We start from the raw sequence: 19,306 nt of genomic DNA on the forward strand, positions 1-19,306 counted from the left end.
TTTTTTTGGAGAAAAAAAAGCAGTATGCTCCGATTTATGCTCATTCGGCTTCTCAAATGGAGCCTTTTCTTACTTTTGATTGGCCGAGCTTGGCAGCACTTTTTTTGGTCGGCACCCTATGAATATATTTTACCCGCCAGCTGGGGCCCCGATGGGGTCGACCGTTTTACGCATTTGATGGGTTGGTTTTATGTTTTGGGCGCCGCCGCCACGGTATTTAGCGATAGCCGAAATAAGGGCCGTATTTTTATTTGGCAGGGGGGCGCACTGATGGTTTTGGCTTGGCTCTACCAAATTGAAGCGGGCGCCTATTGGCCCAGTTTTTTTGTGCACAGTTTGCAGTTTTCCTTGCCTTTTAGCTACTATTTGCTGCTCTTTAGCAAAAAACCGGTGCAGAAAATTGTCTGGCGAATGAAAATGGCCCTTAGCCTGAGTCTGTTGGCCTACGCCTTTTATGCCCTAGATATTCATGCGCCCAATCAAATCAATTGGCAGGAGGCCCTACAAGATAGTTTTGGCCTGAGCTATGGCCGCAGCCGCCTGATTTTGCAAATTATGGGTGGGGTAGAGCTAGCCCTGATTCCCTTGCTTTGGTTCAAGCCTAGCCAAAAGGCGGCTTTTTGGGGCATTTTTGCCTGGGGGATTCTCATCATGATTAGCAGTATCGGTTTGCTATTTTGGGAGCTGCCTTACTGGAAATCTATGCTCCGCTCTACCTGGGAGCTTCTCTGCCTAACGCCCAATCTGGCCTTTTCTTACGTCCTTTGGCGCTATGTCGCTTTCCGACAAAAGTATGAAGATTTTTAACTGAATTTAGCCTAGCTTTTTGCTGGGCTATTTTTTTGGGGCAGCCCCTTCGGCCTGCGGCCTCGGGTCGCTATGTTGCGGGGCTCGCTGCTCGCTCGGCCCTGCGTCGCTTACGCTCCTCGGTCTGGCCTTCGGCCACCCACTCCACAGCGCTCAGCCGCTCCACCTCATTTTTTGCTCAGAACAAATTGCTTCGGCCCTAAAACAAAAAAAAAGCAAGCAGCTTCCCCAAGCTACTTGCTAAATATTAATCCCCATGATTTACCCCAAACTTAATTGGATTAGACAAGGTATTTCCTTCTTGTCTGTTACAAAGATAGGGCAGGGGGTATTATTTTTTTTGCTGATAAGACCTAAAGCCTAAAAATAGGTAGTCTGGCCTATCGATCTAGGTATTATGCATAAACTCAAGAAGGTCACCATCTTGGACCAGATATTCTTTACCTTCTTGGCGCATAGCGCCTACTTCTTGGGCGCCTTTCCAGCCGCCTAGCTCTACAAATTTTTCATAGGCTACGGTACGGGCCTTAATAAATCCTCTTTCAATATCAGAGTGGATAACACCAGCCGCCTGAGGCGCTTTGGTTCCTCTACGAATGGTCCAGGCACGGACTTCTTTCTCGCCAGCCGTAAAATAGGTAATCAGCTCGAGTAGGTTGTAGCAAGCCCGAATCACACGGTTTACGCCAGGTTCTTCTAGGCCCATATCGGCCAAAAATTCTTTGCGCTCTTCTTCTTCTTCTAGCTCGGCAATATCGGCCTCAATAGCAGCAGAAACGAGAATCACTTCGGCGTTTTCTTTGGCGACAGCCGCCTTAAATTTTTCAGTATGCTCATTTCCTGTAAGTACAGAAGCCTCATCCACATTACAGATGTAAATAATGGGCTTGGCGGTAAGCAGTTGCAATTCTTTAAAGAACTTTTCGTCATCCTCGCTATCCAACTCATCAAAAGAACGAGCAGGCTGCTCTTGCTCCAAATGCGCAATGAGTTCTTCTACAATTTTGAGTTGACGCAAAACGGTACGATCTAGGGCTTTAGCTAGTTTTTGCAGACGTTGTTTGCGTTTTTCCAAGGTTTCCATATCCTTGAAAATCAATTCCAAATCAATGGTTTCTTTATCGCGAACGGGATCTACTCCACCGTCAACATGCGTTACGTTTCCATCGTCAAAGCAACGGACCACATGCATAATCGCATTGACTTCACGGATGTTAGCCAAAAACTGGTTGCCCAGGCCTTCGCCTTTACTCGCACCACGAATGAGGCCCGCAATATCTACAATCTCTACGGTAGTAGGAACTGTTTTTTGGGGTTGAACAATTTCCTCTAGCTTGTCCAAACGATAATCTGGAACCGTAACCACCCCAACGTTGGGGTCTTTGGTGGCAAAAGGATAGTTGGCCGCTAGTGCGCCAGCCTGAGTAAGTGCGTTGAAGAGTGTCGATTTTCCCACATTGGGCAAACCTACAATACCACATTGAAGAGCCATATATAGCGTATAGTTTTGAGGGCCTCAAAAAGAAAGGGGCCGAAGCCCCTTGTATTCATTTGCCGCAAAAATAGCGAACTTATAGAAAAAAGGGCAGAATTCCCTCTTGTTTTTTAGACATGTTTATAAACGATGCAGTTAGCGTGCATCCCCCCACCTACCGAAGAGAGAATAATATGGTCTCCCGCCTCAATTTGGTGGCCTTCCAATTTTCCTTTTAGGATATGGTCCAATAACATAGGCACCGTGGCCGCCGAACTATTTCCCCATTTGCCTACGGTCAAGGGAAAAACGGTTTCGGGCATTTGGCGGTCGTGCATGCTGTATAGTTTCTTACACAACTGACGAATCATTTTTTCATTGGCCTGATGAATCAAAATCTGCTTGAGGTCGGCAATATCTACATTCGCCTTTTTCAAACAGGCATCCATAGTGGCCGGCACTTTTTCCATCGCATATTTATAAACAGAGCGGCCATTCATTTTTACAAACAGACGGTCCTCATCTACTTCTTCATTATAAGAAGCTCCCATCCGAAGAAAATCGGCTCCCTGCACGCTATCGGTTACCGTTTTATGGCAGAGAATTCCCGCAGGCTCTTCCGATTCAAAACGCTCCAAAATAACCGCTCCGGCACCATCGCCAAAAAGCATAGAGTCCAAATCATGCGGGTCCAATACTCTAGACATCACATCAGAGCCAATCACCATCACCCGCTTGGCATCGCCCGAACGCAAATAATAATCGGCCTGAATTACGCCCTGTACCCAACTTGGGCAACCAAACAAAATATCATAGGCTACACAATCCGAATTGACAATTCCTAATTTTTGCTTGACCTTAGCCGCAACATTGGGCAACATATCGGTATAATGCGTCTTCGAGTTGACATCACCAAAATTATGGGCCACAATAATATGGTCCAAACTTTCGCCATCTATTCCAGAGCTCTCCAAAGCATTTTTGGCCGCCAAATAAGCTAAATCAGAGGTGTTGATATGCTCTTGGGCATACAAACGCTCGGTAATGCCAGAAATTTCAGCCAATTTGCTCACAATTTTCGCTGGCTCCTTTACATTCTTCTCGCCATTGGCCTTATAAAATTGATAGTCGGTAAAATCTTGATTGGGGACCACGACTTGAGGCTCATAAGAACCCGTTCCCACAATCTTACTATAGTATGCACACATATTAAAAGCAGCTAATTATTGGTATTTAGGATGTTGTTGGCCGAGTTTGCCCTCCGCCTAGGCACAAAGGTAATATTTTTAAAATGATTTCTCTTTTAGGGAGATACTTGTTGGCCCTCTCTGCCCCTAGTCTGGGCCTTAATATAATTTTTTTTCTATTATTTCTTTTGGGGCCCGCGGCCAGTTCGGCCTTCGGCCTCAGTTGGCCGCCGCTATGCTGCGCCGCTCGCAGGTCTGCTCGGCCCTGCGTTTTTTTCGCTGCGCTCAAAAAACTGGGTCTGGCCTGACGGCCACGGCTGCGCAGCGCTGGGCCGCACAACTTTAGTTTTTTCTCTGGTCTTTTTTTCTTCGGCCCAAAAACTCCCCTTTCAATTAGCAGCTGGGCCAAAAACTGCAGTGGTCTGTAGGTTGAAACCTACAGCCATACAACAAAAAGGCATTTCCTTTTAAATGGAGGTTTAAAAACCTCCATAAAAAAACAAGGACAAAAATATCTCTTGAGAAAAAACTGGCCTAAATGTGATGAATAATTTTTTACCACAATTTTTTCTGCTAGATGTTATGAGCCGATGGTTTTAACCTTCGGCTCATTTTTTTGGATGTAGAATGGCCATTTTTTTGCTGTGGGTTTTAACCCACTGGTCCAAAATAACCAAGAAAAAAAGCGAACAAGGACTTTAGTCCGCCAGTTCGCTCAAGTCAGCAAGCCTAGGCTTCAGCCCAGGGCATAAATAATAGCAGTTGTTTTTTATCCCTGAATTTTTAGTGACAAAAACAACAACCGTCCAACCACAACCGCCAAAAAAAATCCCCTCGAATGAGGGGATGACAATTTTTTTCTTAGCCTAGGGCCTTGGCCTTCCTATGAAATTTATGGGGGAAATAAAATTCCCCTTTCAATTAGCGGCTTTCAAATAGCAAGCGGCAGAAAAATCAAACTAATTTTTCTGCCGATTTTTTGTCTAAAAAATTATTAGTCAGTTTATTAACATTAGTATTTTTTAGCCTTAACTTTAGAAACAACAAAAAATATAGCCCATGATGAATCTCCAACAAAAAATGCTCAAGGCGTTTTACGGCATTTCTTATCCAAGCTTGCCAAAACGGTAGTTTAATGAAAGCAATAGCATTGATTTTAGCTGTTTTAAGCAGCTTAAGTTTTTTGCATGCTCAAGAAGATTTGGAAGACGAATTTGAGCATTATTTTTCTGAGCTTCAATGTAAAGGCTTAAGGGATGCAAAGCAGACTATGGAGGAAAAGATGTTGCAACAAATTATAGATGGAACATCTTTACAGCCCTTTTTATTGGCTAGAAAGAAAAATCTGGCTTATTTAAGTCTGCGCATTTTTGATCAAACCGCTTCTTTTGCTGCACTGCGCTTGTGCAGAGCTGGAAAGCCGCTCTCAGTAGCAATAGATTTTCCAACTAATATCAATGCGGCCCCTTTTTTTGATCTTATCATTTTAGAGCGGAAGAAAATTGGCCAGATAGAACAGCTAGCATTGTTTTTTTGTAAAATGGACTGTAGTGCAGAAAAACCTCATAAACAGCCTTGTCTGGCTAAGTTTTATTTTGACACGAAAGGAGATGCCCCTATTTTACTGGCAGAAAATATTTTTCCTCTGTCTGAAATAAACTTTGGAGATGAGCTACCTAAAGTAAAGGCCAAAAGAGGCCAACAAATGGCTAGGGAGCTCAAAAAAAAGGATGAGTTTTTGTCCGCCATTTTTAAAAGTAGTCAATTTGTACAGTTAGTGCGTAAAAGTCAAGATTTAGGCAAGACTAATTTGCGTCTTATTGATGATGAAGGGCAGTTCCAGGCTATAGGTAAAAGAGCAAAACAGAAAAATTTGACAATAATGGATACAATTCCATTAGATGCGAATATCAGGACAGATCATTTAGATATTTTCATTAGGAAAGCCCTTGGCCCCAAAAAACTTATTCGCATAGAGTTGTTTTTTTATGAAAATAGTTGCTTGCAAGGGCATAGGTTGTCTAATCCCTACATTTACAATTTCTATTTTAAAAAATTGGGCAGAAAACTAAAAATTGTTGCTGTGGAGCAGGGTTACGCTTCTTGAATGATTGTCTGTGTAAAGAGCGGGCTAAAGCCCTTCTTTGCTGGAAAAAGGGAAAGGTTTTATTCCATTTTTTATGAGCCGATGGTTTTAACCATCGGCTCATTTTATTGGATGTAGAATGGTTCCTCTTTTTTGATCTGGGTTTTAACCTACAGGTCTGTAAAAATCCAAAGAAAAAACAATAAGCAGCCAAAAAAGCGAACAAGGACTTTAGTCCGTCAGTTCGCTCAAGTCTACAACCCTGGGCTTCAGCCCAGGGCATAAATAATAGCAATTGTTTTCATTCCTGAATTTTTAGTGTGGAGTTTAAGTGTAGAATTGCTTTATGGCCATGGGCTGAAGCCCATGCTTGCGGGGCTATGCAAAGAGCGGGCTAAAGCCCTTCTTTGCTGGAAAATGGAAAAGGATTTTAGTTTCAAGAAAAAACAACAACCGCCCAAGCACAACCGCCAAAAAAAATCCCCTCGAATGAGGGGATGACAATTTTTTTCTTAGCCTAGGGCCTTGGCCTTCCTATGAAATTTATGGGGGAAATAAAATTCCCCTTTCAATTAGCGGCTTTCAAATAGCAAGCGGCAGAAAAATCAAACTAATTTTTCTGCTGCTTTTTTGTCTAAAAAATTATTAGTCAGTCTATTGAAATTAGTATTTTTTAGCCTTAACTTTAGAAACAACAAAAAAACACAGCCCCATGATCAGTCTTCAGCAAAAAATGCAAGATTATAAACTGAGCAAAAAAATGCTCAAGGCATTTTACGGCATTTCTTATCCGACCTTGCGCAAACGCTTGCGTGCAGCGGGTTTGGAGGAATTTATTGGCCGCAGAAAATTTTTGTTTGGGGAGTTTCTCCTCATTTTTCGGGCATTGGGCCAACCCGAACAAATTTTTACGGAGCTGCAAGAGCTAGCGCAAATTTATGAGCAACTCATTAACTTGGGTTTGTTGCAGGGGCAATCGCAAAAAGATTTGCCGCAAAAAGGGCAAAAAAAGGAGGAAAATCTTTCTTCTTCGCCAAAATTATGGCTTTTGCAAGCCCCATTGACTTTGCTCAATCGCTTTATTGCCCTCTATTATCAAGTTTTGCTAAAAGGCTGGGACTTATTATATGGTCCAACAAAAAAATATGCTGCTCAAGAAGCTGCATAATAAAATAAGAAGCAAAACTGCCGAAGAAAAAAGCCCTGAGAAAAAAATTAGATGAGCGGATGAGCGATGCGCAGCAGTGGCCGAAGGCCAGACCAAAGCGGCGAAGCCGCTGCAGGGCCGAGCAGACCTGCGAGCTGCGGAGCGTAGCGACCCGAGCCGAAGGCGAGGGACAGCCCCAAAAAGCTTATAAAAAGCACTAAAAAAAAGCGAAAGAGGATTTTATCACTCTATTCGCTCATTTTTTCTAGACTTAGCGTCCCAAATATTGTCTGCGCATTTCCCAAAGTAAAACGCCCATGCTCACCGAAACATTTAAAGAATGTTTGCTGCCAAATTGCGGAATTTCAATGGCGCCATCTACCAAAGGCAAGAGTTCGGCATCCACGCCTTTTACTTCATTGCCAAAAATGAGGGCAATGCCTTCTTGGGCGGCCCAAACAAACTGTTCTAAAGAATGGCTGCCAAAAGTTTGCTCCACGGCATACACTTTATAGCCTTTGGCCTTGGCTGCGGCTACGGCTGCTTTATTTTCTTCAAAATATTGCCAATCTACAGCTCTATCGGCGCCCAAAGCCGACTTCATAATTTCTCTTTGCGGCGGTTGGGCCGAAATTCCCGTCAAAAAAATGCCTTCAATGCCAAAAGCATCGGCGGTGCGAAAAGCAGCGCCCACATTTAGGGCCGAACGCAAATTATCTAAAATGAGGAGCAAAGGCATTTTGGGTTGTTGCTTATACTCTTCGATGCTAGGCCGCTGTAGCTCTAGCATGCTCTTTTTTTTCAGTTCCATAATTTTGTAGACAAAAAAGCCTCCTCTATCAACTAGAGGAGGCTAAAGTTTATTGATTTCGCTTATTTAAAGGCGTTCAAGCCCGTAACATCCATACCCGTAATGAGCAAGTGAATATCGTGCGTACCTTCGTAAGTCAATACCGTTTCCAAGTTCATCATATGGCGCATGCAGGGATACTCGTTGGTAATTCCCATACCACCATGAATTTGGCGAGCTTCGCGAGCAATGTCTAGGGCCATGGCCACATTATTACGCTTGGCCATAGAAACTTGAGCGGGAGTAGCTTTGCCGGCATCCATGAGGCCGCCCAAACGCCAAAGCAAAAGTTGCGCTTTGGTGATTTCGGTAATCATTTCGGCCAATTTTTTCTGAGTCAATTGGAAACCAGCGATAGGTTTACCAAACTGTTCGCGCTCCAAAGAGTAGCGCAAAGCCGACTCATAACAATCCATAGCCGCACCCAAAGCACCCCAAGCAATGCCGTAGCGGGCTTTAGTGAGGCAAAACAAAGGACCTTTCAAGCCTTTTACATTGGGCAAAAGATTGGCTTTGGGGATGCGCGCATCTTCAAAAACCAATTCGCCAGTAATAGAAGCGCGGAGAGAAAGTTTTCCGTGAATTTCGGGAGCAGAAACGCCGGGGGTGTCCATATCGACAATCAAACCACGGATAACGCCTTCTTCATCCTTGGCCCAAACCACGGCCACATCTGCGATAGGCGAGTTCGTGATCCACATTTTTGCGCCATTGAGGATATAATGATCGCCATCTTCTTTGATGTTGGTAATCATGCCGGCGGGATTCGATCCATGATCGGGCTCGGTCAAACCAAAGCAGCCGATAAATTCGCCAGAGGCCAATTTGGGCAAGTATTTCATGCGCTGTTCTTCGCTACCGAAGCGATAGATGGGGTACATGACCAAAGAACCTTGCACAGAGGCAGCAGAGCGAATGCCTGAGTCGCCACGCTCCAATTCTTGCATCATGAGGCCGTAAGTGGTTTCATCGGTACCTGCGCAGCCGTATTTTTCGGGCAAAGAGGGGCCAAAAGCGCCCAATTCTGCCAAGCCTTTGATCAGGTGGCGGGGATAGATGGCGCGTTCGTAGCAATCCTCAATAATGGGAGAAATTTCGCCACGGACAAATTCGCGAACGGCATCGCGAGCAATTTTCTGCTCATCCGTTAGCAAATCGTCAATCATATAATAATCTTGGCCCTTAAAGCGGTCTTGTTTGGCCGAACGCTTAATGCTGTCTAGCAATTCTTGGTTTTGCATAATTATACTATTATTTAGCTGTTAGCTTATCTTAATTTTGTTGTTGGGGGCTGTATGAGTCCAGAAATAGAACTCGAATTTGCTTAAATCGTTGTGCTTTTAGGCCGAAAATCAGGGAATTAGTAGAGGGGATTTTCTTTTTTTGTCTTTGCTGCAGCAAAGCTAAAAAAAACTATGAATGAGTTCAATATTTTCTAGGGCCTACTTAGCCAAAAGGGCTTTTTTCTTGGCGGGCCCCATTTTTAGTTCTAGTTGATAAAGGCCTGCGGGCAGTGTTTTCCAGTTTGGAATTTTGCATAAAAAGCGTTGTCCGAAAACGGCTTGATATTTTTTTGTATAAATCAATTGGCCAATTGGGCCATAGAGTTTTACGTCTACTTCTTCGTCAATGGCTTCGGGCCAGATGATAAAGAAATCTTCTTGGGCTTTGGCCATGGGCAGATAATAGAGATCTTCTTTTTCTTGGACCTCTAGATAGTGGCCGGCTCTGGCTTTTTTCCAGGCATCGAAGAGGGCGGGCACCCCATAGCCTAGGGCGGTATCGGGTTTTTTGTATTGGTTGCCTAGGCTTTCGGCTAGGCGAATGAGTTCTACATTGCTATATTCGGGTAGGGCTTGCCAAAGGCAAGCCATGGCGCCGGCCAAGATGGGTGAAGAAAAAGAAGTTCCCGAATTAAAATTGTGTCGATAGCGGCCAACTTGGGCCACAATAGCGAAAAGGCCTCGGGCGGCTAGGTTGGGTTTGACCAAATAGCTAGAATCAAAACCATAGGAGCTAAAATCGGCATGAAAGCCATCGCGATCGGTGGCGCCAACGGTCAGGATGCTATCGGCATCGCCGGGGGCGGAGAGGTGGTGCCAGGGGTCATTGCCTTCATTTCCGGCCGAAGTAACGACCAAAATGCCACGGCTAGCGGCTAGGTCGGCGGCTTGGGTGATGGTGGTGGTATTACCATCTAGGTCTACATAGGCATAATCCATTTTGTCGTCATCAAAATCGGCATAGCCCAAAGAGGAGTTGATCAGATAAACGCCAACGCTATCGGCAAATTCTGCGGCGGCCAGCCAGTTATATTCTTCAATGCGGTATTCTCCGCCGGAGTCTTCGGTTTTGCATAAAAAGTAATTGGCTTGTGGGGCGCTGCCCATGACTTGGCCGGGCAAATTGGCGGCCATACAAGAGAGGACATCGCGGCCATGTTCGGAGCCTTCATAGACAAAGGTATCGAGTTGAACAAAATCGTAGCTGCCTAAAATTTGGCCCTTTTGGCGGAGCGAATCAAAGGCGGGAGTTTCTCTGAGGTCGGAGAAACCGCCATCAAAAACGGCTAGGGGCATATTTTGGCCTGCAAAACCGAGTTGGTGGAGATAATCGACTTGCAGCATATGGATTTGGTTTTCGCTCAGGCCGTAAAAGTCGTCTTCTTTGGTATATTCGGATTTATATTCTCGTCGGCCGATATAGTTGGTCCCTTCATTTTTTTTGCGGCTAAAGCCGATGGCGGCTGTTTTTTGGACAAAGGGGAGTTCTTGAACAAATTTGAGTTTTTGGCCATTGCCACGGATCACGGCGCCGTTTTTCCATTTGGAGCTATACTGAATGGCAAAGCCTTGGGCCTTTATTTGGGCCAAATAGCTAGGATCTACGGGTAAATCTAGGCTGTCGATCTTTATGCCCATCTTTTGGCGGCGCTCAATGGCGGCAGAAGAGAGATACTCTTGAGGGTGAAAAATGCTGTAGGGGCTATTGTCCTTATGGTCAAATTGCACCCAAAATAAATCGTAATCTCTTTGGGCGAAAATAAGTTGGCTAGAGAGGAGAAAAACTAAAAGGTAGAGTTGCTTTAACATAGGCATTTTTATTCGTTCAATGCGGTTGGGGTTGCTTATTCTAATTTAAGCAAGATGCGGACATATTACAAAGCTTTGGGCTAAAGTTCGACCAATGGCAAAAAAAGAGGGCCAAAATGGTCTAGGGGGCGGCGCAGCCGCCCGGCTGAGGGATAGATAGTGGTGCGGCGTAGCCGCAGACCCAAGGCTTTTGAAGCAAAGCGAAAAAGCCTGCAGGGCCGAGCAGACCTGCGAGCCACGACACAGCCCGACCCGCCCGTAGGGCGGGGCAGCCCCCCAAAAAAATAAAAAAGGCCAGCCCTCGAAAAGAGGACCGGCCCAGATGATTTAGCTTAAAAAGATTAGCCTTTACAATCTTTAGGTTTTTCGCCAATGCCAGATTCTTCGATGAGTTCGGCTAGGCGTTTTTCATAGAAATCGAGCAAAAGGTTGGTAATATTTAGCTCTACATCTACGCGGCGGTACTCGGCTCCACGCTCTTTAGAGGGGTGTTCATAGGCGCCAATGGTGATAGGAACCTTCATGAACTGAAGTTGCTCGCGGACCGTCCAGGCGCGGGCGATACCCAACTCCATATTACTTTTTAGGTCAAAGCTTAGTTCGCGTTCAGTTTTCTTCACGATGGTGTCGGCGGCTTCTTTTTCTCCCTTGCCTACAAAGTGAGTAAACTCGGTACCTTTGGGAACGCCCAAAGACTTTTTGTAGCGGTGGAAGCTAAAGGGGTGGCCATCGGTGTGGCCTTCTAGGTAGATATAAAAATCTTTTTTACAGCGCATATTGGCTTCGCAATACTTGCTTAGTACTTCGGTGTCTACCCAGGTAGCAATTTTCTTATAGTACTCGGGATCTCCCATTTTGGCGAGGTCGGTACCTTGGCAAAGGAAGGTCTGGATGACGTAGCGCACCCCAATTTTCCCGAGAGGCTCATAAAGTACCTCTGTATTACAGGGAAGTTTGTCGTTATTGAGGTCTAGGCGCATCATTTCGGCAGATTCGGGGCCAAAGCGCTCGCGTTCTTCATGGGTTTCGCGTTGTGCTTGGCGCACGAGCTCCCAGTAGCGGCAGTCCCAAATTTGCTGACGAAGGCGAGTGATGCGGCAGCTCAGTTCGCGGTCATATTTGAGTTTGTAAGTTTTGGTATAGCTATCAATTTTGTCCATATATTCTTGGCCTTGCTCGCAGGTATTGACATTACCAACTAGGCACCAAGATTTCACCTGAGTAATTTTATCGCAGTAGTAGGGTTCTACGGTAAATTCTTCATAGATGGTGTCATTATTTTGGATAAAGGTGGCCCAAAGTTTATCGAGGGCAGCAATATCGCCACGGTATTTAGCCACAACAACTTTGAGGTCCTCCCATTTGGCTTTGGTATCGGCTTGTAGGCTAGGCTTAGCCGAGGCCATCAATTTATCGATATCGGCTAGGCGTTGTTCGCCTTTGTAGCAAGCATTTACGCGGCCATCCATGATATAGGCACGGATTTGCGCTTCTTTGTCGCAGTATTCAAAGGCAAAATCAATGCTATTGAGGGTATCTTGAGGAACAAACTCGGCCCAAGCTTCTTCTAGTTTAGCTTGGCGGGCGGCATCTTCCTTGACCAATTTTTCTAGGGCCTTAATTTTGGCCTTGGTGGTAGCGTCTAGGGTTGGATTATACTCTTTTTGCACCTCTGCAATTTTGCCGAGCATTTCTTCTCCAATGTTGCAGTAATCTAGGGTTCCGGCCATGGTATAGGCCTTAATTTGCGCATCTTTTTCGCAGTATTCGCCCATATATTTTAGGCTGGGGTCTACTTTTCCGCTGCTCGTAAATTGTCCCCAAGCTTTGTTGAGCACGGCCAAGTTTCCGTTATATTTCTTCACTTCGGCTTCCAACCAACCGATTTTCTCGGCCAAATCGGCGGGAATGTCATGGGTGTTTTCGGCTTCTAGTTCTTTAATTTTGGCCAACATTTCCGAGCCATTTTTACAAACATCTACCATAGCCCGCAGCATATAAGCTTTCATATTGGGAATGGTATAACAGCTATAAAGAGGAACTTCGGGTTCAAAACCAGGCGATACATCGCTATCCATATAGGTTTTCCAAGCCTTGTTGAGCTGTCCCAAAACCTTAAAATGGGCCTTAGAGCGCTTAATTTCGCCGGGTAGGCCTTCTACATCGGCAGCTTGCAAAGAGGTTTTGTCTACAATGCGCATGGCTTTGTTTTCAAACTGATTGAGGGCTTCTACCTCATTGCCTTCGCAATAATAGGCCATCGACATCATCTGATAATATTTGGCCAAGGTCCCTTTTTCACAAACTTTGCGGCCTTCTTCGGCGGCTTCTAGTTCGCCTCTAGAGACATCAAATTTTTGCAAATGGCGCTTCCAAAGTACATCTACTTTGTAGTAGGCTTTCATTTTTCCTTCCAAATCGGCCAAGCGCTGCGAAAAGCCGGGATATTTATCGTATTGCGATTTATCCATACTTTTGAGCTCTTTCAAATAGCTTTCTGCATCAATCAATTCGTCGGCACAAAAGCTAGAGTTGGCATACATCAAATGATATTTGGCATAATCGCCCACGCTAGATTTTGGCGGCTTGGGCAGTTCAGAAACAGAGGCCGTCAGAGGGTCTTTTAAGAAGGCCTGCCAGGTTTCTTCAAAGTTGATGAGCTGGGCCTGCGCGCCTATACTCCCCATCAACTGAAAAATAAGCAGCAAAAACGCTGACTGTAAGATGTTTTTCATTTTTATTGGTTTTAATGAAACAGATATATGAGTCTTTCTGTGGGTTTAATTTTTTTTGGGGCCCGCGGCCGGCTAGGCTTTGCCTAGGTCGGCCGCCGCTATGCTGCGGGGCTCGCAGGTCTGCTCGGCCCTTCGCAAAACTTCGCTAGCGCTCGTTTTGCTCGGTCTGGCCTTCGGCCACCCACTCCGCAGCGCTGGGCCAATAGGGCCTAAAGCTTTAACGAACTCTTAAAAATAGTATTTTAGCAAAGAGGAACAAAAGATTTTGAGCCTGCGCAAAAACTCGACCTAAAAGCAGGGGGGCAAAAAAAAACAGCCCCTAGGGGCTGTTTAGCTTAGCGGAGCGCTTTCCAGATACGCTCTAATTTTTTGGCCTTAAAGCCAGAAGATAAAATTTCGTTTTCTGCATTGAGCAAAACCAAAAAAGGCGGCTGTCCTTTTAGGGCAAAGGCTCGGCGAGCCGTGGCTTTATAATCTGTAGCATGCTGAAAAAAAGGCGTCTGCAATTGGTTGCTACTATCTTGCACATAGGTCCAAAATTCTTCTTTTTGGTGGGCAAAGGGAAAAATCGTAACAACTTGAATATCCTCTGGTGATTTGTCTTTTAAAAACTGCTCTACCTTGGCTAGGCCCTGCTGACAATGGCTACATTGGAAATGCCAAAAAAAAAGCAGATAGTACTTGGCCTTACGGCCCTCCTTATAGTCAAAGCGTTGCTCTTTATGGTCTTGTAATTGAAAGTCAGGGGCTGCCATTTGCCCAAAAAGAGGAGCGCTAAGCAGCAAGAAAAAGAAAATGCGCCAAATCATAAATTAGTATTTATCAATCATGTATAAATCTACTAGCGGTTCTTCATTGAGAAAAACATCGGCAATGAAAACGCCTTGGTCCTTTTTGCCAGAAAGAGAGACCACATAAAAGCTAATTTGGGCCGATTTTTCTTCGGGCATCAACTTAATGGCTTTATACTGAAAACGACCCACTGCATCTTGGTTGCCTAGGGTGGTGGTCCAAACGGCCCGACCATCTACTTTTACAATTAGTTGTTTGTCGCCAGCATTGGGGCGAGGCGCATAGGCAAAAACAAGGCTGTGCGGTTCAATGCTTTTTAGCTCCACATCTTGCCGAATGCTAGAGTTTTCGTCAATTTCGACAAAAGAGGTGCCGACAAAGTTATCGGCCAAGCCAAATTTCTTATAATCTGCTTCCGCTGATAAAATTTGGGCCTTAATGCCGGGGCTTCCATTGCTGAGCAGAATTTCCCAACCATCTAGGCTATTTCGGAATTGGCCATTGTTGATGAGGTTTTCTTTGTTTTGGGCAAAAAGTTGTAGGCTGAGGCTACAGAAGAGAAGTAAAACTAGGTTTTTCATTAGATGTTTTGCTTTCATAGTGTGTAATATAAAATGGGGGAGGGTCTTGCTTCTAATCCAAAAATGAAGCCTTTTAGACCCTCGCCGAGACTTTTTTTTATAAAAAGTTTAGGGAAGTAAAATGAGGATGAAAGCTGTTCTTCTAGAGGGGGTTATTTTTGTTTTTTCAGGATAGCTTTTTGGAGGGTGATACTATTGGCGGCAGTGACTTCAAAGCTCTCTTTGCCAATTTTAGCCGAGCTTTTTCGAACTTTATCTTTAGGGGCCATAATAATTTCTTTGTAGAGGGTATTTCCTTCTAGGCGGTCTACGGTAGTAATTTTACTATTGCCCACTTCAAACTGGCTATAGAAGCTATTGCCCATTAAAATCATGTCAATTAGAATTCCATCTTGTTCATCGAGGATATAATGCCCTTGGGCTTGGCTTTTATCTTCTATTAAGAGGTAGTCTTTGAGGACCGCTTTGGGGATGAGTTGGCTAGAGTCAAATTCGGTGGTCCAGCTCCAAACGCCAGGCTTTTTTGCTAAAACCTCATGTCGGCAAGGAATTTTGCCTCTTAGTTGGCCATTGACGTACCAATGCATTTCGCCTTCATAGCGGCCTTCCCAATCTTTAGGAAATTGGCTAAGGCTATCTTTTGGAGAGAGAGAGGTAGCACTGGCTTCAGGGGGCACATTAGGCAGCACTTTTTTTTCTTGTTCTTTGCTTTGGCAGGCCAAAAGGCCTAGGGCCAAAAATAGGAGGATACTTTTTTTCATAGGGGAAATAGGCGCTAAAGGGTTAAGGAAGTTGATCTAAAAAGGATAAATAATTATTGCTAGAAAGCATAGTGGGAGAGAGGGGGCAGTTATTATTGCTAGCTAGGGCTGCAGACCAGTCAAAGTCAGAATTAAATCGCCAAGCCCAGTCAAAATCATTTTGTCCTTCTACTCTTTGCAAAAAAGAGCGCATACTGTCAGGAGAGCTATCAATTTGGCAGAGCAGGGCTTCAAAGAGGGGTTCTAGTTGCTGCATTTCTTCTTTTTTGTAGCCTACGGTTTCTACTAGGGCCAAAAGTTGGGCGGGGGCATCGGGTTCGGCCCCAAGGGCAAGGTCCAATAAATAGCTAATAGAAAAGGCTTCTTGTAGTTGTTGGCTAATTATCCGTTGGTCAATACTGAGCATGGCATGGGCCAAAACGGCCTTTAGTTCTTCTTCATTGGCCAAAAAGCGAAGGAAGTCTGTAGAAAAATAAAGATAGCCGCCGGGGGCAACAAATAACTGCTCTTTTTCTGCTGCCTGAAAAATACGCAACTGCCAATTAAAGGTTTGGGCATGCTCAAACTGAGGCTGGGCCAAACAAAACAATAATTGACTATCTAAGTAATTATAGGCCTGGGGGTAGTCAGTGGGCCGTAGCAGCTCTACTTCGGGTAAACTATCCCAATGGGCTACAAATTGTGCATCTATAGCTTGTCCAATTCGACTATCATCAGTAGCTTGTAACTGATGCTCAATTTTGGGGGCTGGCTTTTGGCAGGCACTCCAACTAAAGAGGATAAAAAAAGCAAGCAGATATATTCTAAAGACTGACATTTATAAGTAGTTAAGCAGGCGTTAAAATGGGCCGCAAAATACAAAAAAAGGTGGCCATTTTATAATAGCTGTTTGTATCACTAAAGCGGACTAATTGTCTAAAAAAGGGGCTAGGTTACTTCGATCACTTTTTATTCTGCCCAAAAGTATTATCTTGCCCCCAAATAAAACCGTAGCGTTATTTTGAAGCAATTCGGATTATATTTACTCATCTGTACTTTGCTCTTGCCCCTTAGTCGGCCTTTGCAAGTATACCTTTCCTATAAGCTACAGCAAGAGCTTATAGCAGAGGAGTTTTGTGTAAATAGAAACATTCCCGATGAGTTTCCTATGTGCCAAGGTAAATGTTACTACAAAGAGCAGCTAAATAATTGGGCCGAAGATGCAGAAGAGCAGGAAGAAAAAGGATTAGATGCCCAAAAAGAGCTGCAAATAAACTTTTTATATGAGGAGCTGGATAGCAAGCCAGCAAGCTTAACAAATGTCCTCATTCGTATTCCCTTTATTTTAGAACCTGCCCATTTTCCAGCCTATTGTTTTTCTGAAAACCCTGGGCCAGGTCTCTCTGTTTTTCACCCTCCACTTCTAGGATAAATTCAATCCAGTATTTGAATTTTATGGTGTTCAACAAGCTAATAATCAGTTTGTTGGGCCTGTTTCTATTATCCTAATAAAGTGGAATCTCATGACTATTCACGCTATATATCAGCCCCAAGATGGGCCGCAACTTATTGATATGCAATTGATTCAGCCCAAAGCTGAATTGCAACTTCCTCTTCTTGAAGGAGGCTATAGTTTCTTTTATTTGTCGGCTGGCCAGCTTAAAATGGAGCTCAACCGTCGCCAAACAACCTTGAAAGCGGGCCAAGCGCTTTTGCTTCGCCCCGATCAAATTCTGCTTTCTGCAGAAGGAGAGGCCGCAGAAGGCTATCTGTTTTCTTTTTCGCCAGCTTTTTTCGAGCAACGCTACCACAACAATATTCTCAAGGCTTTTGCTTTTGTGCAAAAAGGCCTTTTGGCCCTAGTCGATTTGCCTCAGGATGCAATAAGCAAACTAAATGTTTTGCTGGCCTGTATGTATAATGACTACCAGCAAGAGCCGCAGCAATTGGCCGTATTGCGCTCTTATGCCAATATTATTTTCTTTGAATTGCAAGAGCGTTTTGCTCCCGAAAAAATGGCCCGCAATATTCAATTGGCCCGTCCTAACCGACAAGAAGAAAAAATGCTAGAGTTTGAGCAATTGGTAGAGGAGCATTTCCAGAGCTCTAGAGCCCCCTCTTTTTATGCGCAAAAGCTGTTCATTAGCACCAATTACCTCAATAAATTGTGCAAACGCGTTTTTGGCAAAACCTCTGGGGCGGTTATTCGCAAGAGAGTGCAACTAGAAGCCGAGCGCCTGCTTTGCCATAGCAACCTCACTATTGCCGAAATTTCTCAGCAGTTGGGCTTTGAAACGCCCTCTTATTTTATTACGTTTTTCCGTAAGAGCCAAGATTGTTCTCCAGAGCAATATCGCCAAGGCCTACAACAAGAGTTAGTTTCTGCCTAAGCCTCCTTTTAAGGCTAAAGAAAAGACCCAAAATCCTAGATTTTGGGTCTTTTCTTTTTTAGCGGGCCAGTCTTAAGGCTATAAGTGGCCAGCTTGCTTTTGGCCTGCTGCTTTAATTAAACTTTAAGAAAGCCAAGCCTCTTTTGTAGAAGGCTAGCGAATTATGTAATTTGTTGGGCGGCTAAGCGCTGGCTGTCTCGCTCTATTTGGCCGAAGGCCAAAATGGCAAAGGCCAAATGAAAGCCCTGCCACTTCTATCCTTTGATTTAATTTCCTGCTATTCTGCCTTATTTTTCTCAGCCATAGCTAGGGCTATGCCTTTAAAAAATGCCTTGACTAGCCTGAAATTTTTATCAAAGAATGGCCGAAGCGCAGGACTTCCATTTGGCCTAGCGATGCGAAAGGGGGCGGCGAAGCCGCAGACCGAGGAGCAGAGCGACGAAGGGCCGAGCGAATAGCGAGCCCTGAAGCGTAGCGCCGCAAGGCGAAGCCGCAGCGGAGGCCCCAAAAAAACCAACATCATCAGCAAATTACAGAAACTATGAGAACGCTTTACACCCTTCTTTTGGCCAGTATGGCTTTTGGACTTTTTGCCCAGCAGGGCCAACCTCAATCGGCTGCGGCCAGAGGGGCGGCCTTGGGGAATGCTTCGGTTGCTTTTACCGACATCAATGCCGCTTATAGCAACCAGGCGGGCCTTGCTTTTTTGGAAGAATTGAGCTTTTCTGCCTATGGCGAGCGGCGATTTTTGGCCGAGGGGCTCAACTCCTTTTTGTTTGCAGCGGCCTATCCCTTAGAAAATAATCAGGGGACCTTTGGGTTGACGCTAAACTACTTTGGCTTTTCGGCCTATAATGAGCAAAAAATTGGTTTGGCCTATGCCAGAAAGCTATCGGAGCGTTTTGCTTTGGGCGTACAATTAGATTATTTGGGGATAAGGATTCCGACTTATGGCTCGGCCAATAGTTTTACCTTTGAGTTGGGCTTGACGGCCAAAATTAGTGAAGAATTGACATTAGCAGCGCATGTATATAATCCAGTACATGCCAAATTGGGCCAATTGGACGAGCGTCTGCCGGCCCTTTTTAATTTGGGTTTGGCCTATCATCCCTCTGAAAAAGTGGGGATTTATGCGGCCCTAGAAAAAGACATTTACAATCAGCCTTTTGGGGCTAAGGCCGGTATTGAATATCAGGCGCATAAGATATTTAAGTTGCGGGCGGGCATGCAGCTCAGTGATTTGAGCCAGCTTTCTTTTGGTTTGGGCTTAGACCTAGACGAGCTACAAATTGATTTGGCCACGGCCTATCATCAAGTGCTTGGGTTTACGCCTTCTTTTGCCCTAAGTTATCGCTTGCAAAAAACTAAAAAAGCCGCCGAGGCCAAAACAGAAGAAGAATAAGATTGCCCATTTAATACCTTGTC

General features: G+C 44.7%; 16 protein-coding genes. 6 read left to right on the forward strand and 10 right to left on the reverse strand.

The window, feature by feature from the left end:
- Positions 1 to 24 precede the first annotated feature (24 nt).
- The gene (locus tag OP864_RS11865; protein ID WP_270098388.1) at positions 25 to 807 is read left to right on the forward strand and encodes a hypothetical protein; all 783 of its coding nucleotides are present in this window, start codon (positions 25 to 27) and stop codon (positions 805 to 807) included.
- A gap of 388 nt (positions 808 to 1,195) precedes the next feature.
- On the opposite strand, the gene ychF is transcribed toward OP864_RS11865, so the two are convergent.
- Together ychF and OP864_RS11875 are read right to left on the reverse strand one after the other, a co-directional pair.
- Entirely contained in the window at positions 1,196 to 2,299 is a 1,104-nt protein-coding gene (ychF, locus tag OP864_RS11870; protein ID WP_015693293.1) for a redox-regulated ATPase YchF, read from the reverse strand.
- 113 nt (positions 2,300 to 2,412) lie between these two features.
- A complete protein-coding gene (locus tag OP864_RS11875) occupies positions 2,413 to 3,489 on the reverse strand; it encodes a 3-oxoacyl-ACP synthase III family protein (protein WP_270098389.1) in 1,077 nt (358 codons plus the stop codon).
- A gap of 1,114 nt (positions 3,490 to 4,603) precedes the next feature.
- Here OP864_RS11875 and OP864_RS11880 point away from each other — a divergent pair.
- Positions 4,604 to 5,575 carry a hypothetical protein gene (locus OP864_RS11880; protein ID WP_270098390.1) on the forward strand — a complete coding sequence of 324 codons (972 nt, stop codon included), beginning with the start codon at positions 4,604 to 4,606 and terminating at the stop codon, positions 5,573 to 5,575.
- Positions 5,576 to 6,266: 691 nt separating this feature from the next.
- Positions 6,267 to 6,722: a hypothetical protein gene (locus OP864_RS11885; protein ID WP_270098391.1), complete on the forward strand. Its 456-nt coding sequence runs from the start codon at positions 6,267 to 6,269 to the stop codon at positions 6,720 to 6,722.
- A gap of 250 nt (positions 6,723 to 6,972) precedes the next feature.
- On the opposite strand, the gene OP864_RS11890 is transcribed toward OP864_RS11885, so the two are convergent.
- The 8 genes from OP864_RS11890 to OP864_RS11925 all read right to left on the reverse strand — a co-directional run bounded on the left by OP864_RS11890 (position 6,973) and on the right by OP864_RS11925 (position 16,329).
- Positions 6,973 to 7,512 carry a TrmH family RNA methyltransferase gene (locus OP864_RS11890; RefSeq protein WP_270098392.1) on the reverse strand — a complete coding sequence of 180 codons (540 nt, stop codon included), beginning with the start codon at positions 7,510 to 7,512 and terminating at the stop codon, positions 6,973 to 6,975.
- A gap of 62 nt (positions 7,513 to 7,574) precedes the next feature.
- Positions 7,575 to 8,792 (reverse strand): acyl-CoA dehydrogenase family protein, encoded by a 1,218-nt coding sequence (locus tag OP864_RS11895; protein ID WP_270098393.1) that lies wholly within the window; start codon positions 8,790 to 8,792, stop codon positions 7,575 to 7,577.
- A gap of 201 nt (positions 8,793 to 8,993) precedes the next feature.
- Positions 8,994 to 10,643: a S8 family serine peptidase gene (locus OP864_RS11900; protein ID WP_270098394.1), complete on the reverse strand. Its 1,650-nt coding sequence runs from the start codon at positions 10,641 to 10,643 to the stop codon at positions 8,994 to 8,996.
- 341 nt (positions 10,644 to 10,984) lie between these two features.
- Positions 10,985 to 13,378, reverse strand: a complete 2,394-nt coding sequence (locus OP864_RS11905) for a hypothetical protein (RefSeq protein ID WP_270098395.1) — start codon at positions 13,376 to 13,378, stop codon at positions 10,985 to 10,987.
- Between the two features lie 335 nt (positions 13,379 to 13,713).
- Positions 13,714 to 14,187, reverse strand: a complete 474-nt coding sequence (locus tag OP864_RS11910; protein ID WP_270098396.1) for a TlpA family protein disulfide reductase — start codon at positions 14,185 to 14,187, stop codon at positions 13,714 to 13,716.
- 3 nt (positions 14,188 to 14,190) lie between these two features.
- A complete protein-coding gene (locus tag OP864_RS11915) occupies positions 14,191 to 14,769 on the reverse strand; it encodes a hypothetical protein (RefSeq protein WP_270098397.1) in 579 nt (192 codons plus the stop codon).
- 134 nt (positions 14,770 to 14,903) lie between these two features.
- Positions 14,904 to 15,512, reverse strand: a complete 609-nt coding sequence (locus tag OP864_RS11920) for a hypothetical protein (protein ID WP_270098398.1) — start codon at positions 15,510 to 15,512, stop codon at positions 14,904 to 14,906.
- 22 nt (positions 15,513 to 15,534) lie between these two features.
- Entirely contained in the window at positions 15,535 to 16,329 is a 795-nt protein-coding gene (locus OP864_RS11925; protein ID WP_270098399.1) for a M48 family metalloprotease, read from the reverse strand.
- A 183-nt stretch (positions 16,330 to 16,512) separates the two neighbouring features.
- On the opposite strand from OP864_RS11925, the gene OP864_RS11930 reads away from it, so the two are divergent.
- From OP864_RS11930 to OP864_RS11940, 3 genes are all read left to right on the forward strand, one after another.
- The gene (locus OP864_RS11930; RefSeq protein WP_270098400.1) at positions 16,513 to 16,923 is read left to right on the forward strand and encodes a hypothetical protein; all 411 of its coding nucleotides are present in this window, start codon (positions 16,513 to 16,515) and stop codon (positions 16,921 to 16,923) included.
- A gap of 91 nt (positions 16,924 to 17,014) precedes the next feature.
- Positions 17,015 to 17,881: a helix-turn-helix domain-containing protein gene (locus OP864_RS11935; RefSeq protein WP_270098401.1), complete on the forward strand. Its 867-nt coding sequence runs from the start codon at positions 17,015 to 17,017 to the stop codon at positions 17,879 to 17,881.
- A 541-nt stretch (positions 17,882 to 18,422) separates the two neighbouring features.
- Positions 18,423 to 19,283 carry a PorV/PorQ family protein gene (locus tag OP864_RS11940; protein WP_270098402.1) on the forward strand — a complete coding sequence of 287 codons (861 nt, stop codon included), beginning with the start codon at positions 18,423 to 18,425 and terminating at the stop codon, positions 19,281 to 19,283.
- The last annotated feature ends 23 nt before the right edge of the window (positions 19,284 to 19,306 follow it).

The organism is Saprospira grandis (assembly GCF_027594745.1).
Lineage (GTDB): Bacteria > Bacteroidota > Bacteroidia > Chitinophagales > Saprospiraceae > Saprospira > Saprospira grandis.

Excerpts from the sequence above, each read along its gene's own strand:
- OP864_RS11865 (WP_270098388.1), top strand. The coding sequence starts at position 25 with ATGCTCCGATTTATGCTCATTCGGCTTCTCAAATGGAGCCTTTTCTTA.
- ychF (WP_015693293.1), bottom strand. The coding sequence starts at position 2,299 with ATGGCTCTTCAATGTGGTATTGTAGGTTTGCCCAATGTGGGAAAATCG.
- OP864_RS11875 (WP_270098389.1), bottom strand. The coding sequence starts at position 3,489 with ATGTGTGCATACTATAGTAAGATTGTGGGAACGGGTTCTTATGAGCCT.
- OP864_RS11880 (WP_270098390.1), top strand. The coding sequence starts at position 4,604 with ATGAAAGCAATAGCATTGATTTTAGCTGTTTTAAGCAGCTTAAGTTTT.
- OP864_RS11885 (WP_270098391.1), top strand. The coding sequence starts at position 6,267 with ATGATCAGTCTTCAGCAAAAAATGCAAGATTATAAACTGAGCAAAAAA.
- OP864_RS11890 (WP_270098392.1), bottom strand. The coding sequence starts at position 7,512 with ATGGAACTGAAAAAAAAGAGCATGCTAGAGCTACAGCGGCCTAGCATC.
- OP864_RS11895 (WP_270098393.1), bottom strand. The coding sequence starts at position 8,792 with ATGCAAAACCAAGAATTGCTAGACAGCATTAAGCGTTCGGCCAAACAA.
- OP864_RS11900 (WP_270098394.1), bottom strand. The coding sequence starts at position 10,643 with ATGTTAAAGCAACTCTACCTTTTAGTTTTTCTCCTCTCTAGCCAACTT.
- OP864_RS11905 (WP_270098395.1), bottom strand. The coding sequence starts at position 13,378 with ATGAAAAACATCTTACAGTCAGCGTTTTTGCTGCTTATTTTTCAGTTG.
- OP864_RS11910 (WP_270098396.1), bottom strand. The coding sequence starts at position 14,187 with ATGATTTGGCGCATTTTCTTTTTCTTGCTGCTTAGCGCTCCTCTTTTT.
- OP864_RS11915 (WP_270098397.1), bottom strand. The coding sequence starts at position 14,769 with ATGAAAGCAAAACATCTAATGAAAAACCTAGTTTTACTTCTCTTCTGT.
- OP864_RS11920 (WP_270098398.1), bottom strand. The coding sequence starts at position 15,512 with ATGAAAAAAAGTATCCTCCTATTTTTGGCCCTAGGCCTTTTGGCCTGC.
- OP864_RS11925 (WP_270098399.1), bottom strand. The coding sequence starts at position 16,329 with ATGTCAGTCTTTAGAATATATCTGCTTGCTTTTTTTATCCTCTTTAGT.
- OP864_RS11935 (WP_270098401.1), top strand. The coding sequence starts at position 17,015 with ATGACTATTCACGCTATATATCAGCCCCAAGATGGGCCGCAACTTATT.
- OP864_RS11940 (WP_270098402.1), top strand. The coding sequence starts at position 18,423 with ATGAGAACGCTTTACACCCTTCTTTTGGCCAGTATGGCTTTTGGACTT.